The sequence below is a fragment of the Sphingobacterium sp. E70 genome (assembly GCF_019285695.1).
Classification (GTDB): domain Bacteria; phylum Bacteroidota; class Bacteroidia; order Sphingobacteriales; family Sphingobacteriaceae; genus Sphingobacterium; species Sphingobacterium detergens.
The window spans coordinates 6,165,510-6,180,690 of record NZ_CP079104.1; the positions used below are offsets into that span (position 1 = coordinate 6,165,510).

20 protein-coding genes, 1 tRNA gene and 2 pseudogenes are annotated in these 15,181 nt (G+C 39.0%); 10 read left to right on the forward strand and 13 right to left on the reverse strand.

The window, feature by feature from the left end; genetic code table 11:
* Positions 1-49: 49 nt before the first annotated feature.
* The 5 genes and pseudogenes from KUH03_RS44120 (at position 50) to KUH03_RS44140 (ending at position 3,033) form a co-directional block, all read left to right on the forward strand.
* Positions 50-558: pseudogene (locus KUH03_RS44120) on the forward strand (YqgE/AlgH family protein).
* 344 nt (positions 559-902) lie between these two features.
* Entirely contained in the window at positions 903-1,178 is a 276-nt protein-coding gene (locus KUH03_RS44125; protein WP_257090866.1) for an ATP-binding protein, read from the forward strand.
* Positions 1,121-2,401, forward strand: a complete 1,281-nt coding sequence (gene htpG, locus KUH03_RS44130; RefSeq protein WP_257090867.1) for a molecular chaperone HtpG — start codon at positions 1,121-1,123, stop codon at positions 2,399-2,401. The genes KUH03_RS44125 and htpG overlap by 58 nt, the downstream gene beginning before the upstream one ends.
* Entirely contained in the window at positions 2,391-2,702 is a 312-nt protein-coding gene (locus KUH03_RS44135; RefSeq protein ID WP_257090868.1) for a hypothetical protein, read from the forward strand. Before htpG ends, KUH03_RS44135 begins: the two co-directional genes overlap by 11 nt.
* Positions 2,703-2,959: 257 nt before the next feature.
* Positions 2,960-3,033, forward strand: a tRNA-His gene (locus KUH03_RS44140).
* Positions 3,034-3,310: 277 nt separating this feature from the next.
* Here the strand turns inward: KUH03_RS44140 and KUH03_RS44145 are convergent.
* Positions 3,311-3,586 (reverse strand): transcriptional repressor, encoded by a 276-nt coding sequence (locus KUH03_RS44145; RefSeq protein ID WP_167457179.1) that lies wholly within the window; start codon positions 3,584-3,586, stop codon positions 3,311-3,313.
* A gap of 584 nt (positions 3,587-4,170) precedes the next feature.
* On the opposite strand from KUH03_RS44145, the gene KUH03_RS44150 reads away from it, so the two are divergent.
* Together KUH03_RS44150 and KUH03_RS44155 are read left to right on the forward strand one after the other, a co-directional pair.
* A complete protein-coding gene (locus KUH03_RS44150; protein WP_257090869.1) occupies positions 4,171-4,608 on the forward strand; it encodes a Gfo/Idh/MocA family protein in 438 nt (145 codons plus the stop codon).
* Positions 4,581-5,201 (forward strand): Gfo/Idh/MocA family oxidoreductase, encoded by a 621-nt coding sequence (locus tag KUH03_RS44155; protein ID WP_257097908.1) that lies wholly within the window; start codon positions 4,581-4,583, stop codon positions 5,199-5,201. The genes KUH03_RS44150 and KUH03_RS44155 overlap by 28 nt, the downstream gene beginning before the upstream one ends.
* 185 nt (positions 5,202-5,386) lie before the next feature.
* Here the strand turns inward: KUH03_RS44155 and KUH03_RS44160 are convergent, their stop codons facing one another.
* The 3 genes from KUH03_RS44160 to KUH03_RS44170 form a co-directional block, all read right to left on the reverse strand.
* Positions 5,387-5,587, reverse strand: coding sequence for a hypothetical protein (locus tag KUH03_RS44160; protein ID WP_257090870.1), 201 nt, complete (start codon positions 5,585-5,587; stop codon positions 5,387-5,389).
* Complete coding sequence (locus KUH03_RS44165) at positions 5,560-5,955, reverse strand: PorT family protein (RefSeq protein WP_257090871.1); 396 nt, start codon at positions 5,953-5,955, stop codon at positions 5,560-5,562. Before KUH03_RS44165 ends, KUH03_RS44160 begins: the two co-directional genes overlap by 28 nt.
* 254 nt (positions 5,956-6,209) lie before the next feature.
* Positions 6,210-7,094 (reverse strand): cation diffusion facilitator family transporter, encoded by an 885-nt coding sequence (locus tag KUH03_RS44170; protein WP_257090872.1) that lies wholly within the window; start codon positions 7,092-7,094, stop codon positions 6,210-6,212.
* Positions 7,095-7,238: 144 nt separating this feature from the next.
* Between KUH03_RS44170 and KUH03_RS44175 the strand changes: the two genes are divergently transcribed.
* The 3 genes from KUH03_RS44175 to KUH03_RS44185 all read left to right on the forward strand — a co-directional run bounded on the left by KUH03_RS44175 (position 7,239) and on the right by KUH03_RS44185 (position 8,579).
* The gene (locus KUH03_RS44175; protein ID WP_257090873.1) at positions 7,239-7,523 is read left to right on the forward strand and encodes a hypothetical protein; all 285 of its coding nucleotides are present in this window, start codon (positions 7,239-7,241) and stop codon (positions 7,521-7,523) included.
* Complete coding sequence (locus KUH03_RS44180; protein WP_257090874.1) at positions 7,520-7,702, forward strand: hypothetical protein; 183 nt, start codon at positions 7,520-7,522, stop codon at positions 7,700-7,702. The genes KUH03_RS44175 and KUH03_RS44180 overlap by 4 nt, the downstream gene beginning before the upstream one ends.
* 181 nt (positions 7,703-7,883) lie before the next feature.
* On the forward strand, positions 7,884-8,579 hold the full coding sequence (locus tag KUH03_RS44185) for an alpha/beta fold hydrolase (protein ID WP_223583343.1): 696 nt from the start codon (positions 7,884-7,886) through the stop codon (positions 8,577-8,579).
* A gap of 85 nt (positions 8,580-8,664) precedes the next feature.
* On the opposite strand, the gene KUH03_RS44190 is transcribed toward KUH03_RS44185, so the two are convergent.
* From KUH03_RS44190 to KUH03_RS44230, 9 genes and pseudogenes are all read right to left on the reverse strand, one after another.
* Positions 8,665-9,003: a TlpA disulfide reductase family protein gene (locus KUH03_RS44190; RefSeq protein WP_306429901.1), complete on the reverse strand. Its 339-nt coding sequence runs from the start codon at positions 9,001-9,003 to the stop codon at positions 8,665-8,667.
* Positions 8,940-9,230 (reverse strand): hypothetical protein, encoded by a 291-nt coding sequence (locus KUH03_RS44195; RefSeq protein WP_257090876.1) that lies wholly within the window; start codon positions 9,228-9,230, stop codon positions 8,940-8,942. Before KUH03_RS44195 ends, KUH03_RS44190 begins: the two co-directional genes overlap by 64 nt.
* 158 nt (positions 9,231-9,388) lie before the next feature.
* Positions 9,389-9,655 (reverse strand): hypothetical protein, encoded by a 267-nt coding sequence (locus KUH03_RS44200; RefSeq protein WP_257090877.1) that lies wholly within the window; start codon positions 9,653-9,655, stop codon positions 9,389-9,391.
* A gap of 438 nt (positions 9,656-10,093) precedes the next feature.
* A complete protein-coding gene (locus KUH03_RS44205; protein WP_120257465.1) occupies positions 10,094-10,315 on the reverse strand; it encodes a hypothetical protein in 222 nt (73 codons plus the stop codon).
* Positions 10,316-10,352: 37 nt separating this feature from the next.
* Positions 10,353-12,764 (reverse strand): annotated as a pseudogene (locus KUH03_RS44210) (heavy metal translocating P-type ATPase).
* A 169-nt stretch (positions 12,765-12,933) separates the two neighbouring features.
* Positions 12,934-13,518, reverse strand: coding sequence for an ATP-binding cassette domain-containing protein (locus KUH03_RS44215; protein WP_257090878.1), 585 nt, complete (start codon positions 13,516-13,518; stop codon positions 12,934-12,936).
* A 23-nt stretch (positions 13,519-13,541) separates the two neighbouring features.
* The gene (locus tag KUH03_RS44220) at positions 13,542-14,327 is read right to left on the reverse strand and encodes a hypothetical protein (RefSeq protein WP_257090879.1); all 786 of its coding nucleotides are present in this window, start codon (positions 14,325-14,327) and stop codon (positions 13,542-13,544) included.
* 131 nt (positions 14,328-14,458) lie between these two features.
* On the reverse strand, positions 14,459-14,785 hold the full coding sequence (locus tag KUH03_RS44225) for a hypothetical protein (protein WP_257090880.1): 327 nt from the start codon (positions 14,783-14,785) through the stop codon (positions 14,459-14,461).
* Between the two features lie 129 nt (positions 14,786-14,914).
* Positions 14,915-15,067 (reverse strand): hypothetical protein, encoded by a 153-nt coding sequence (locus KUH03_RS44230; protein WP_257090881.1) that lies wholly within the window; start codon positions 15,065-15,067, stop codon positions 14,915-14,917.
* Positions 15,068-15,181 lie beyond the last annotated feature (114 nt).

Sequence of the window (15,181 nt, forward strand, 5' to 3'; positions counted from 1 at the left end):
TAATGAATTAGACCCACAAAAAGGAAGCCTGCTGATTTCAGAGCCATTCATGTTAGACCCTCGATTCCTAAGGTCTGTTATCCTATTATGTGATCATAACCAAGAAGGTAGCTTAGGCTTTGTATTGAATAATAAAACGAATGTCTATATTGGTCAATTATTGGAATCAATAGCGCAATGTCATTTCCCGATCTATATAGGTGGACCTGTGGCACAGGAGAGCCTATTTTTGTACATAGTCGGTTTGATCTTCTACTAAGTGGTGAAGAGGTTGGTCCAAACCTCTATTTTGGCGGTGATGAAGAAAAACTTATTGACGCGATTCAACAGGATCAGCTTAAATCTGATGAAATTAAGTTTTTCATCGGCTATTCAGGTTGGTCAAGCGGACAATTGGATAAGGAAATAAACGAAAACAGCTGGGCTGTTCAAAATAAATACCATCATCAGATTATTTTTGAGGGTAATGGTGAATTGCTTTGGAAGGATGCTATTATCGGACTAGGTCCAAAATATGCGCATGTCGCCAACTTCCCACAGAGCCCTGAATTAAATTAAGATTATTCGCAGAGCTAAATCTTCTACAGGATTACCGATCGACCGATTCAAACATTTGCTTGCTTCCATCCCGAGCCTCTATATTTTTTGTCTAAGCTATCCTGACATAGGTTCAAATACGATTACTAGGGTACATTGAACGATTATGACAAAATGAATGAATTTCTGCCATCCTGTCCTACAATCGCTATTTGGAACACAGATTGTTCATTAATCACCAAAATCATAAAATTAAATATAGCAACATACAAATTATGAATCCAGAAAAAGGTAGTATTTCAATCCACACGGAGAACATATTTCCCGTAATCAAAAAATTCTTATACTCAGATAATGAAATTTTCTTGCGCGAACTGGTATCTAATGCAGTTGATGCTTCCCAAAAGATTAAACGTTTAGCATCTTTGGGGCAATACAATGGCGAAACAGGTGAGTTAATCGTAGATGTGAAGTTTGATGAGGCGGCCAAAACCATTACGATTTCAGACAATGGTATTGGTATGACTGCCGAAGAAATCAAAAATATATTAATCAAATCGCATTTTCGGGAGCAACAGAATTCATGGAGAAATTCAAGGAAGCTAACGATGCAAATGAAATTATTGGTCGCTTTGGATTAGGATTCTATTCTGCATTTATGGTGGCAGACACCGTAGAAATTCAATCATTATCCTACCAAGATGGAGCCGAACCAGCGCATTGGACATGTGACGGTAGTACTTCTTACGAAATTTCAACAGGGACTAGAACAACACGTGGTACAGACATCATTTTGCATATCAATGACGAGTCCACAGAGTTTTTGAGTCAAGCTCGTCTACAGGACATCTTGGACAAATATGCAAAGTTCCTTCCTATCCCAATTCGTTTTGGCACGAAGACAAGCTCTGAGCCAGATGGAGAAGATGAGGAAGGTAAACCAAAATATAAATCTGTAGAAGTTGACAATATCATCAACAATACAAATCCAGCCTGGACAAAGTCCCCTTCAGAGTTAAAAGACGAGGATTATTTAGCCTTCTATCGCGAACTATATCCTTATTCGATGGATGAGCCATTGTTTTGGATCCACCTTAACGTAGATTATCCATTTAACTTGACTGGTATTCTTTACTTCCCTAAAGTGAAAAACGAGCTGGAAATCCAACGCAACAAAATCAAGCTTTACTCTAGACAGGTATTCATTACTGATGAAGTAAAGGATATTGTACCGGAATTCCTGATGTTACTTCATGGGGTAATTGATTCTCCAGATATTCCATTGAATGTCTCACGCTCTTTCTTACAGGCAGATAGCAATGTTAAGAAGATCAACAGCTATATTACCAAAAAAGTTGCGGATAAATTAAATGAAATATTCAAAACTGACCGCAAAGGTTTTGAAGAAAAATGGACAGACATTGGCTTGTTTATCAAGTATGGCATGCTAAGCGATGAAAAGTTCGCGGAAAAAGCGAGTGATTTCTGCTTGGTAAAAAACACCAACAACGCGAGCTTTACAATCAAGGAATACTATGAAAAGGTAAAAGATATTCAAGTCGATAAAGATGGTAATATTGTTTACTTATATACACATGATGCTGCTCAGCAAGATGGTTTTATCCAAACAGCGTTAAACAAAGGTTACGATGTTTTGGTACTTGATGGCCCACTTGACACACATTTCACCTCCTATTTGGAACAAAAAGGAGGCGAAAAGGTACAGCTTAAACGTGTAGACGCAGATGTGATCGACAAGCTAATTCAAAAGATGAGAAGATCGAACTTTCATTATCCGAAGAGGAATCAAAAAAACTTTGGAAGTTTTCGAAAAAGCGATTTCGCGTCAGGATATGAAAGTTGAGGTAGATGCCCTTCGTGAGAGTGACTTACCCGTATCCGTTACTATAGATGAGTTTATGCGTCGTATGAAAGATATGGCCAAAACTGGCGGTGGTGGTATGAACTTTTATGGTTCATTGCCGGATAATTACAAAGTAACGGTTAACGGTAATCACCCGTTGATCAAAAGAATATTATCTTCTTCTGATGAAGAAAGTGCGAAACTGGCGAAACAAGCCTTTGATCTAGCACTTTTGTCAAGAGGCCTGTTATCTGGTGCAGATCTAACATCTTTTGTAAAAAGAAGTGTTGAGATGATCTAATATCACAATAACTGTATAAAAAAAGCGATCACTCTAGTCGGGTGATCGCTTTTTTATACTTTTGATTCAATTACCTAACAAAAATCGACCTGATTTTAAGTAAAAATCTCAAATCACGTCCTACGGGCTATTACAATCGTTTTTTATTAAAATTTAATAAACTAATCTTCACCTAGTTGACTTTAATACCTGTTTTTTTCATTTAAATATTTGGAGGGAAGAGGGTTTAATCGTACTTTTGTATCATCAAAATCACGGTAGGTATAGCTCAGTTGGTTAGAGCACTAGATTGTGGTTCTAGGGGTCGTCGGTTCGAGCCCGATTACTTACCCAAAAAAGGGCAAATCAAAACAAATTGGTTTGCCCTTTTTCCATTTTATATCGGCTATATTTTTACTCAACAACACGACAATTTACTTTCCCTATCCATAACTTGCAACATGAAACACTTTTCAGTAGTCATGCGAGTTTGTTTGCAATAGATCTGTGCCAATAGCCACTTTTTATTTGCGAACAATCAAAATAGCTGTTATGGAGAGATTAAGGACAATTTTAGATTCCCAAGGCCAGATCTCGTCGATAAAAATATGATCATGAATCTGCCGCGATTAGCACAGGTCCACAGCTTTGAAATCTTTCCTGATCCAACGATAATATCGTCCTCTAGGACCATTCCCACGCAGTTCGAGCCAACCAAGAGCATGCAGCAATTTAATTGTGGAGTACAAAGTTGCCCAACTGATATGCTGTATTGTTCGCAACTCAACATAAAGGTCGTCAATGTTGTCGATAATAACTTTGCGCCACAAATGCTTGATAATATGTAGGCGTTGAGGTGTTAATTTGTGTCCATTACTTGTTAATGAGCTGATTAAAACTTCCATATCTCTTATACTATAAATAGTAGAGTCCGATGACCTGGTTTCGCTCCCATATCTTACCATCCAACTCTATATTATATATTGCATAACTTGTAAAATACCGAAGGCAAAAAACTATCCCTCCAATGAATAATACACAATAAACTAATAATCAACCTAATAAAATTCATCAAACTATTACACATAGCTCATCGTTTTTCAAGAATTATCTTGTCTTTGATCATATTAAGTGATACTACATGAAGTCCTTCTTAAGAATGAAAACAACTGGATATATTTACTTGAGTAAGAATTGTAGTTCTTTAGATCTTCTAAACCCGGCGTATTTCGCTGGCCTATTGTTATCATAGATTTGTAATAAACAATGATGGTATATAGGTATGGATAGGCAAAATCCAGATAAAGTGGACAAAAAATGTGATTTTCCCAAAGAAAAATCAATCCAAATATGTAAGGATCGATCTAAAATAAGACAAGATATACTTATATTTATATCCAGACCCTACTTCGGTCCAACAGTTCGTAGATGTAATTACAAAAAGAATACTCAACAGCAAATAACCTTGCTTCAACAAGATCATATAAAAATGAAAAATACCAAGATCAATACCGGAATTCTAAGCTTTGGTATGTCGGGTCGCGTCTTCCACGCACCTTTCATCCATAGCAATCCACATTTTAACTTTGTCGCCGTTGTCGAACGGTCACAGAAAATAGCACAAGACCTTTATCCCGAAATCAAAAGCTATGATACCGTAGATCAGTTATTGGCAGACGATAAGATAGCACTGGTGATTGTAAACACGCCAAATCATACACACTTTGAGTTCGCGACAGAGGCCCTAAAAGCAGGAAAACATGTTCTGATCGAAAAACCAGCCGTGGAAAATATAACGCAGTTCAACGAACTTTCCGAGGTCAGCAAAAAAAGTGGGAAGCGGATTTTCTTTTATCAAAACAGACGTTATGACAGCCATTTTCTCGATGTAAAAAAGTTATTGAAAGTGGCAATCTTGGTAAATTAACTGAAGTATCTTTCCGCTTCGACCGCTATAAAATGGAATTAGGTCAAAAATATTTCAAGGAAAACAACCAATATATCTCCAGTGGTCTCACCTATGATCTGGGGCCTCATATTATAGATCAGGCTATTTCGCTCTTCGGAAAACCATTGAAATTTAGTAAAACAACTTCAATTAACCGACCCAACTCCCAAGTAGCAGACTACTTCCATTATCATTTACGCTACCCCAATGAACTGAATGTATTTCTAACGGGGAGCCTTGCTGTGGCCGATCCTTTGCCCGCTTTTGTGGTACATGGTACCAAAGGAAGCTTCATAAAAACGATGGCTGATGTGCAAGAACAGCAATTGATAGATGGCATGCTTCCCGATAATCCAGCTTATGGTGTAGAACCGAATGGCAGTGAGGGTAAATTGGTGACTATCGACAACACAAATCAAAAGCATATTTCTTATCCGCTTCCACATAGAGGAGATTATAATCTATTATTCAACGACATCTATGAGAATCTTGTCAATGAGGTCGAATATCCAATTACAATGGACCATATCAGATGGCAAATTGAAATGTTATCTGCCGATAATAACCTCTAGCATATAGCATTGATAAGGCAATCGTAAAGACTCAAGCACAAAAGTAGTAGCTTTTAACACAAAAAACCATCCCAATTAAATTGGGATGGTCCTCTCCTGTTTATATTGCCAATATCAATTTTTATGCATTAAAAACCAATAGTTTAGCAAAGTCTTTCACAAATGGATTTTGCACTGAAATCGATTTAAAACAGCTCGAATTTGAGTCCCAGTTGATATTGTTCAATATCCGCAGTCCAATTGTCTATGATATCATTTGTTCTATTAAATTTTCGATACCGAAAATAAACCTTACCCAATTCTGCACCTAAACTGTAACCTGTTCTGGGCTTACTTCGAAATGCATTCGCTCCATTGTTCAGTTTATAACGGTCATCATTGAGCAAAAAATTGAAATCCAGTCCCCCATAATCGCAATTGTACGGGTAAAATTTACCTTTAGATACAACGGCACACTCATATATTCCAATTTTCTGGTTCCGGCTCCTATCCCATATTCACTTTCTGCAGTCTGATCGTTATTACGGATCCGCATTAAATTATAGACCGGTTCGGCCTGCAATGCTAGATTTTTGTTAAAATGATAGCTAAGATCCCCTCCGATATGAAAACCGATTCTTTTACCGGAACGAAAAGCCGAACCATTTGTACCAGATAGATTCCCGCCGGCTCTAAGCCCCATTCCAAATTGCGCTAACGCATCATGTGTACACAACATTCCAAAAATTACTGTTACGGCAAATACTATTTTCATTCTTTTGTTGACTAGCATACAATGTTATTTACGATATAAGCTTCTCCCAACAATCCATCCAACATAACTGCATGTATATTTAACAAAGCACCCTCATCGTGAACAGGAGGAGAAAACTTACAGACAATCTATTTCCAGAGAAATAAATTGTTATTTAGAATAAAGCTAAAGGAAAAATAAATACAAATTGACAAAATTATACGAACATCGCTATTTGATATACGAACAGGCTAATTCTTGCCAAACAGGGCCGTTTAGTCTATATATGTACTCGGTTCGATGTGGATCATAACATGACCAAGGTCGGGTATATGTTCGATCAGATAATCTTTGAGTTCGTGAGCCAGTGCATGACCTTCTTTCACCGTGATCTCACTATCCACAATCGCATGTAGGTCGACGTGATATTTTGTTCCCGACTTTCGAACATAGCATTTCTCCGTCGCTTTTATACCCGCTACCTCCAAAGCATATTTTCTGATTTCCTCGATCACTTCCTCGTAAACATTTTCATCCATGATTTCACCAAGAGCAGGTCTAAAAATATGGTAACAATTATACAAAATAAATCCAGCTGCAAATAACGCGGCATAATCATCCGCATTCTCGTATCCCTTACCCAATACTAAAGCGATAGATATACCAATAAAAGCCGCCACCGATGTAATTGCATCACTTCGATGATGCCACGCGTCCGCTTTCAGTGAAGAGCTATTGGTCTCTCGACTCTTTTTCATGACAATTCTGTAAGAACTTTCTTTCCAGATAATGATTCCTCCGAGAACGAATAATGTCCAGGACTTCGGCAGTTCATGGGGTGTCCCAATATTTTCTATACTTTCATAGGCAATGATCGTAGCTGATACGATGAGAAAGCCAACAACGATAAACGTAATAAGTGGCTCTACCCTTCCATGACCATAGGGATGATTTTCATCGGCAGGCCGCTGGGCATATTTTAAGCCAAGAAGAACTAAAAAGGAAGAAAAAATATCAGCGGTGGACTCAATCGCATCTGCTATAAGTGCGTATGAATTCCCAAAAAAACCCGCCAGCCACTTCAGCAAAGCCAACATTGTATTTCCTATAATACTGAAATAGGTGGTTTTTATCGCTGTTTGCTCTTTAATTTGGGACATATCATTATTGCTGTGATGTATTACGAAGGTAATATTTTTATAGTCAACTGTAAAGAAAGTATATGATTCAATGTTGTGACATACTATCAAAAGTTTTCAATAATTTTAATACAAAATTATTTTGGCTTAATATTTTTACCAGCTATGTCTGAGATTGTAAACGAATACACTAAGTTTGGCCCTCTGTTTTTGGTCGATGAAGAACACTATCCTGAATTTTGTAGTTATCTCAAATCGGCAACCTATAAAAAGTCCGATTTCTTTTTGAAAGAGGGCGAGAAATGTCAATACCTTGGTTTTCTAAAAACCGGTTTTATGCGAACGTATTATATCAATGATAACGGTGAAGATGTAACTTTCAATTTCCATTTTGACAATTACTTTTTACCGATTACGAAAGTATCCTTTGTAACACGAAGTCGCGTATGAATATTAAAGCGGTATCCGATGCCGAGGTATTACTTCTACACAAAGATGACCTTCAAAAACTCTATCAAAAGGATGTTTACTGGCAAGAATTTGGGCGAAAGATGACCGAGGTCATTTATCTCGGAGCTAAAAAAGAGAATCGAAGAGTTGTTATATTACTCGCCGGAAATACGGTATAATAATCTACTCGCCGAGAATGCACAAATTTTTCAGCTCGTAGCCCAAAACATATCGCCAGCTACCTCGGCGTTAAACCACCTTCGCTAAGTAGAATCCGTCGACGAATTTTAAAACGTTAACTTAAGTTAATATGTTTAATAGCAACTTAAACATATATTTGATCTATAAACTTCAACGAATATGGGAAATCAAAATGTAACAATTATTTTAGTCCATGGAGCCTGGGGAGACGGGTCTCATTGGAGACATGTTATCACGAATCTTCATGCAGAAGGATATACAGTACGAAGCGTACAAAATCCATTGACATCTGCTGAAGACGATATCCAAAAGACCAAAGATTTGATCGACCTACAAGCTGGTAAGGTTATTTTGGTTGGTCACTCTTATGGTGGAGCAGTAATATCCGCCGCTGGACATCATGAAAAAGTTGCAGGCTTAGTATATATCGCTGCCTTTGCCCCGGACAAGGGTGAAAGTTTGGGCGGTATCTTCGGCCGTAGAGAACCACCATCCGGTGCTGCCAACCTTGTTCCTGATGAAAAAGGGTTTCTATGGATCAAATACGATAAATTCCACGAAAGCTTCGCTCAAGATTTAGATGAAAAAGATGCGATCGCAATGTCCTTGGCGCAGAAACCAACACATGGAAGTATTTTTGCGGCAGAGGCGGGAGAGCCAGCTTGGAAAACAAAACCCAGCTGGTATCAAGTATCAGACAATGATCATATGATACCGCCAGTGACTCAACAAGAAATGGCGGAACGAATTAATGCTCGTAAAATTATTCATTTGGAAGCCAGCCATGCTTCACTAGCAACCCATCCAAACGAAATTACAGCATTGATCAAAGAGGCGGTTGAAGCAGTATCTTAGGTTAAAAGTATAAAAGAGCTAAATAGGTTAACACCTATTTAGCTCTTTTTAGTCCGCGCGACTTTCGCTATGCTCTAGAGTGATGCTAATTTGCCTTTGTCAGTTCCTCTAAGGCCTTTGCAATCTCAGGAGCTGCATAGTCTCTGCTCCCCTCCAAACGTTCTACAATTTGTCCATTTTTGTCCAAAATCACTGTGGTAGGAATGGATCCACCCAAAAATTCTGGTGGAATTTCTCCCGTTGCAGTATATAGTGGCAAATCATATTTGTTCTCCTCCATAAACGCCGCCGATTGCTCAATATCATTGTCGACATCAACCATTAGAAATACTATATTTTTGTTGTCTTTGAATCCCTGTCTTAAGGTATTAATGGACGGCATTTCATGTATACACGGCGGACACCAAGTAGCCCAGAAATTGATAAAGACAACCTTCCTTTTAAATCACTTAGTTTAACAACATTACCGGCTTTATCTTTGAAGGAAACATCGGCCACTTTTGGCTCTTCAACTTCTTTAACAGCTTGAGCTTGCTCTTTTTCTGCTTTGAGTTTGTTACCATCTGCCGAGTTTCCACAGGCTGTCAAAACACTTGCTGTAATAATAAAAAGTCCAAAACCTGTTATAATCCTATTAAATTTTATATTCATTATTATATATGTAAATTGCTGTATTTTAATTATTTATAAACTATCACTAAAACCCACCTACAGTTTGCTTTTGTTTTATCTTAATAGCTCCCCATCGTATAAAAACAGATGAATATCAGGGCTGTTCTATAACGAAGGTGGGCTAGTCAAAAAGAATTCTAAATGCGTAATGTTCGATATTGCAGAAAAATAGGTAAAGTATGTGCAATCTTCTGACGCCGGTTTCGGCTAGCCGACAGTTGCAGAGGCTCCCATATGCTAAAAGGGTAAGACGACCTCAGGATTAGCACAGCATCTGGCAAAAGAAGAGTTTCTTTTACAAAGCTTAATCGGGCATTTTCGCTCTCTACCAACTCACTACAGCGCTCAAATCCGTTAACAAGGGGTATGGCCCGATCCGCTATTCTCCCCTGTTCCGTATTCATTGGTGTCCCTATGAGACTTTTGATTCCATTTTTATTGGACAGGATGTGAGCAATACAAGAATAAACATTACCAAAATAGTAATGTATTGTCCATAGCTTCTGAGAATATTAGATTTAATGCTGCCCATTAATGGCTAAAATAAGCTTATTTGCCCAAGCACACAAATCGCTTGGGCTATTTTTATTTATTTTTAGAGGCTATTGCTCTTCTTCAACAGATAGCCTATAAAACGAGACTTCTTCATAGAAAGATTGGCCTTGTAATTAAAAAAACCAATTCCGCTACGCTTGTTGTTACTCATATCAGTCGGTCAATATAGGCAAGATAATAGTGGTTTTCAAGTGTTCATAGGATCCTATGGCCTTGTAACAACTTATGCAAAAAAATAAAAGTCGTCCCGGATAAAGGACGACTTTTTCTTGGTTTCCGCATTCAATTTATGCAGAATGTGATGTAGCAATGAAGCCTTTTCTTTTGATAATTTCAATGACTTCTTCCTCAGAGATACCGTTCGATTTCACTGTAAGAATTTTGTCGCTATTTGATGTATCGACGCTCCATTCACAGATGCCTGCAGCATTGTCTAAATCAGCACTTACTTTGGATACACAGCCACCACAGTTAAGGTTTGTTTTGAATTGAATATTTTTGCTTTCCATGTTATTTAATTTTAAAGTTATTGTTTACTATTACGATCTATTTTTTCCATTTTAAACGCAAGCTATTGCTCACGACACTAACACTACTCAAGGCCATTGCCGCTCCAGCAAGCATGGGATTCAAAAGAAAACCATTGATTGGGAAGAGTATACCTGCAGCGACAGGAATACCGATCACATTGTAAATAAAAGCCCAAAACAGATTTTGCTTGATGGTGGCCACCGTCTGTTTCGACAAGCGGATTGCTTGTGGTATTTTAGTCAAGTCCGAGGAAATAATGGTCATTTTTGCTACATCCATAGCAATATCACTCCCTTTACCCATCGCTATACTGACATCTGCAGTTGCCAAGGCGGTACTGTCGTTGATACCATCACCGACCATCGCCACCACCTTTCCGCGTTGTTGAAGTGCTTTTACGAAGTCAGCTTTATGTTGCGGCATCACTTCTGCTTTATAATGTTTAATGCCTGTCTGTTCTGCAATAGCTTTGGCAGTCGATTCATTATCACCGGTAAGCATATAAAGCTCAATACCCATGGCCTGCATTTCTTGAATGGCCAATACAGAGGTTTCCTTAATCTTGTCGGCAATAGCGATCACTGCTAATGCCTGACTACTGTTGGCAAACCAAATGACAGTTTTTGACTCCTCACTCCATTGTTCTGCCCGATCCTGCAATTGCTCTGCGATAGCGATGCTATTTTCAATCAATAGTTTCCTGTTACCAACGTAGTAAGTCTCCAGACCATGATTGGCTTTCGCTCCTTTTCCCGTAATACTGTCAAATGCCGATATTGTCGTCACTGCTACACCTTCAAGGTAATTGACTACAGCTTCCGCAAGCGGATGTTCAGATTGCTTTTCTATACTTAATAATATGGCATTTGTCGTATCATCGCTGTCCAACCATTGGATACCTGTTACCTGCGGTCTCCCTCGGTAATTGTTCCAGTCTTATCCAAGACAATTGCATTGACACGTTTGGCAAGTTCCAAGCTTTCCGCATCTTTGATCAGGATGCCTTGCTCAGCCCCTTTTCCAACACCCACCATAATTGCTGTGGGTGTCGCTAAGCCAAGCGCGCAGGGACAGGCTATAACTAATACAGTTACAGCAGCCAGCAGACCTTGCACCACACCATTTTCACCGCCTAGAATAAACCACAATACGAAGGTAAATAGGGCGATACCAATCACCACCGGAACAAATATTCCGGCAATCTTATCGACCATCTTTTGCACTGGAGCCTTGCTACCCTGGGCGTCTTGCACCATTTTAATGATCTGCGCCAACATCGTCTCCTTGCCTACTTTGACCGCTTTGAATTGAAAGCTGCCTTTCTGGTTAATCGTACCCGCAAAGACCTTTTCGTTTTCTTTTTTAACACTGGAACCGGTTCACCACTCAACATGCTTTCATCAACATAGGAATCGCCCAAAATAACCATACCATCCACAGCAATCTTCTCCCTGGTTTTACCAGGATAATATCACCTGCTTTTACGGCTTCTATTGCAACTTGTATTTCAGATCCATCAGGTTGTATGACCGTGACCGTTTTGGGCTGTAGCCCCATTAATTTTTTTATAGCCGAAGAGGTATTACCTTTCGCTTTTTCTTCCAATAATTTCCCAAGCAGGATAAAAGCAATAACAACCGCTGCAGCTTCGAAATACACATGCGCATGCAGTCCCCGCTGATGCCAGAAATCGGCAAATAACATATTGAAAACACTAAATATATAGGCGATCCCCGTGCTTAATGCAACCAGTGTATCCATATTTGCTGAACGATGTTTTGCTTGCTTCCATGCATTAATAAAAAGTCCTTACCCAACCAGAGTACAACAGGTGTTGCAAAGAACCACATGATTGGATCTGCATATGGGATATCCATAAAAAACATACCGATCGCCACGACAGGAAGTGATAGGATAATTGCCCATATCGTTTTGCTTTTGAGTGTCCGGAACTTTTCGGCATGGATTGATTCCAACGTTTCTTGTTGGGTTGATTCGTCTTCCACTAATAGATCATAACCGCCGGCTTGTACAGCTTTTTGGATTTTAACGGCATCAGTGATATTCGGAAGATATTCAACGGTCAAGTTTCCGGTAGCAAAATTTACGGAAGCATTCACTACACCAGATTCGTATTTTACCATACTTTCTGCACTCCCTGCACAGGAAGCACAAGTCATTCCCAGTACAGGAAATGTTTTGACTACGGTCGACACGCCATAGCCAAGATCCTTAACAGCTTTCACAGCATTGGCTACAACCTCATTATTTTTGACCGTAATAGCCGCCCTACGATTGTTCAGTTCAACTTTTTGGCTCTCTATCCCTTTACCAAGGCCAACTCTTTTCAACAATTAATGCGCAATGTTCGCTTTCCACATCCTCTAAAGGAATATAAATTGTTTCGTTATAATTATTTGTAGCCATATCTGTATGTATTAATCTTACATTACAAATTTGGCCACAAACGGGGAGTAAATCCTTACAGAATTACGGAATTGATTTGTAATATTATGGCTTGTTTTCTATCCTAGGATTCCTAAATGTAAGATCAAATTTTTAGTCTGATCTAAGAATACATCCTGTTTATGATATACTAAGTCATTTTTAAGTGCCCTCTTAAATATACAGCAGTGAGTGATATCTTATCTTCTAAAAGATCAGCCACTGTTCCTTCAAAGAGCAGCTCACCACCATATTTGCCAGCTCCGGGACCAATATCTATTACCCAGTCCGCCTGAGCAATGATGTCAAGATTATGTTCAATCACAATAACAGTATTCCTATTTTTCACAAGTTCATCTATAAAGTTCAGTAGTTTTTGTGTATCTGATGGATGTAATCCCGTACTTGGCTCATCGAGGACTATAATACCATTACTTTGGTTGAGTTCCCTCGTAAGCTTCAGGCGTTGTCGTTCGCCACCTGAAAAGCTATCCAGCCGCTGTCCTAAACTGAGATAACCTAGGCCAAGGTTAGATAACATGTTAAAAACACTATGAAAGGGATCATCGGGAAAGAATACAGCTGCCTCTGTGACAGTCATATTCATGACATCAACGATATTTTTATTCTTGTAATGATAATCTAGTACCTGTGCTGTGAATCCTGAGCCATCACATCGCTCACAAGGTTGCTCAATATCATCCATAAAAGCCAGATCAATTTTCTCAACCCCCAATCCGTTGCAATTTTCACAGGCCCCTAAACTATTTCTACTGAATAGTTTATCAGAGACCTTATTTGCTTTTGAAAAAGCTTCCTGATCATATCTGATAAATTAAGATAAGTGAGCAGATTGGAACGTACACTGGCCGCAAATAGCGCCTGATCAACAACTTTGATCTCTGGATAAAACATGGGCAATATTTTGTTGATCAGCGTACTCTTACCTGAACCGGCAACACCTGTAACAACAGAAAGCACCTGTTTGGGTATTCTTACATGGATATTTTTCAAATTATGTAAGCTCGCATTCTTTATCTCCAGATAACCTTCCGCCTGTCGTGGAGTGTGATTGAAATCGAAGCGTCGTCCAAAGTAAGATCCTGTTTTTCCCTTGGCATATTGCAGTCCTTCAAATTTGCCTTCGTAGACAATTTCACCGCCTAATTTTCCTGATCCCGGCCCCATATCGACAACCCAATCCGCAATCCTAATTAAATCTGGATCGTGTTCTACAATAATCACCGTATTACCCTTCTCCTTGATCTGTTGAATAATCGTTGCGATATTTTGCAAATCTTTAGGATGGAGACCGATACTCGGTTCATCAAAAATATAGAGCAAGTCAGTTAGACTATTACCGAGATTACGTACCATCTTGATACGTTGGGATTCTCCGCCAGATAAGGTATCTGTGCGCCTGTCCAACGTCAGGTATTGAAGGCCAATAGTGACTATATCATGTAATTTCTTGCTCAGTTCATTTAACAATACCTGATAGGTCTTAGTATTTATAGCGCCTATGAATTCGAGTAACTCATCCACGGAGAGTGATGCACAATCCGCTATGCTTTTTCCCAATATTTTACACGATAGAACCTTTCTATTTAGCCTTGTGCCATTACATACAGGGCATTTTTTTGTGATTATGATAGTTTTGAGAGCCTCTTTTCGGGTTATATTCTCCTTCGAATCTTTTTTAAGAATGCCTTTTCGATACGAGGAATTAAGCCTTCGTATTTCACAGTCTTTCCCCATTGTTTGTCAGGGTGTCTGGGCTTATGTTCTGCAGCGTTCAAAAGCATCTCCCATTCCGATTTGCTATAATTTTTTAATTTCTTATCATTGTCAAAATATCCAGATAAAGTATATCGCGTTAACCGCCATCCTCCGGGCTGAAATGTCGGAAATGCGATTGCACCTTCATTCAAAGATTTTTCCATATCCAAAAGTCGTGTAATGTCAAGGGTCTGCACAAAACCAAGTCCTCGCATTCCGGGCACATGCCCAGTGGATTGTTAAATGAAAATACATTGAATATCCCACAAACGGAGTACCCATTCTAGAAAAAAGCAATCGCAATGAACTATAGATATCTGTAGCTGTACCTACCGTGGAACGGGCATTCCCACCTAGTCTTTTTGATTGATAATAATAGGTACATTTAAGTGTTCAATCTTATCTACTTCTGGAACCCCGATGTGCTGCAAACGATTTCTGATAAAACTCGTCTGGGTCTCATTAAACTGCCGCTGTGCTTCCGCTCCGATCGTTTCAAATACCAAAGACGATTTTCCAGAACCGGAAACGCCCGTGAAAACAGTGATCTCTTTTTGGGAATACGGAGCGAAATATTCTTCAGATTGTTTTGCCTTGCATTTACTATGACGATATAATTC